Raw genomic sequence first — 1,284 nt, 5'->3', positions numbered from 1 at the left:
TGATCTTGGACACACGAGACACTGGATCCTGAGGATCTGAGAACGGACATCTCGTGGTCATGAAGAACTATCCGCCGCAGTTCAAGGCGGACGCGGTCGCCCTGTACCAGTCGCGGCCCGAGGCAACGATCCGGCAGGTCGCTGCCGATCTGGGGATCAATCCCGAGACCCTGCGGAACTGGGTCCGGGCGGCCGGAGCGAGCCGGCCGCGGGGACGCCGCGCGGAGACACCGACCGAGCCGCCCACCCCGTTGGAAGCGGAGAACGCGGCCCTGCGCAAGAAGGTCCGCGAGCTGGAAGAAGAGCGGGAGATCCTGCGGAAGGCGGCAAAGTATTTCGCCGGGGAGACGCGCTGGTGAACCGCTTCCAGTTCGTCGCCGACCACCACCGCCGCTACGGCGTCAAGCGGCTGTGCACCATCCTCGGAATCGCCCGCTCCAGCTATTACTACTGGCGCGCGACGGCCGGGGACCGGGCCGCCCGGCAGGCGTCCGACGCCCGCCTGGCTGACCGGATCCGTGCCGTGCACCGTGAATCGGACGGCACCTACGGCGTCCCCAGGATCACCGCCGAGCTCCGCGAGGCAGGCCAGCGGGTCAACCACAAGCGGATCGCGCGGGTAATGCGGAGCATCGATCTCGCGGGAGTCCGGCTGCGTCGCAGGCACCGCACCACCATCGCGGACCCGGCCGCGGCGAAGGCCTCGGACCTGATCGGCCGCGACTTCACCGCCACCACGGTGAACACCAAGTACGTCGGCGACATCACATACCTGCCGCTGGAGGGCGGAAAGTTCCTCTACCTGGCGACCGTCATCGACCTTGCCTCACGCCGCCTGACCGGGTGGGCTATCGCCGACCACATGCGCACCGACCTCGTCACCGACGCCCTGGCCGCCGCCGAGCGCACCCGCGGCAGTCTTGCCGGAGCGGTCCTGCACACCGACCACGGCGCCCAATACACCAGCCGGGCCTTCGCCGACGCCTGCCGCAAGGCCGGCGTCCGGCAGTCCATGAGCGCGATCGGCAGCTCGGCGGACAACGCACTCGCCGAGTCCTTCAACGCGACCCTCAAACGCGAGACCCTCCAAGGCCGAAAGAGCTGGCCCAACGCGCGCGAAGCCCACCTGGACGCCTTCCGCTGGCTACACCGCTACAACACCCGACGCCGTCACTCCCGCCTCGGACACCGCAGCCCAATCGCCTACGAAACAGCGTCCCGAACAACATCAACTACGCTGACACCAGCCGCATAACCCGTGTCCAGGATTCGGGGTCAAGGCCC

At 68.5% G+C, this 1,284-nt stretch carries 1 protein-coding gene; it reads left to right on the top strand.

What is annotated here, in order from left to right:
• Window positions 1-53: 53 nt before the first annotated feature.
• Window positions 54-1,255 (top strand): IS3 family transposase gene (locus JHAT_RS33420; RefSeq protein WP_107482104.1). Its coding sequence is split into 2 segments (ribosomal slippage): window positions 54-339 and window positions 339-1,255, totalling 1,203 coding nucleotides; the frame shifts between segments, so codons are not numbered across the junction.
• The last annotated feature ends 29 nt before the right edge of the window (window positions 1,256-1,284 follow it).

It is taken from the genome of Streptomyces sp. JHA26 (genome assembly GCF_002005565.1).
Taxonomy (GTDB): Bacteria; Actinomycetota; Actinomycetes; order Streptomycetales; family Streptomycetaceae; genus Streptomyces.
Note: the sequence above shows the minus strand (reverse complement) of the source record. Positions and strands in the feature narration are given on the sequence as shown.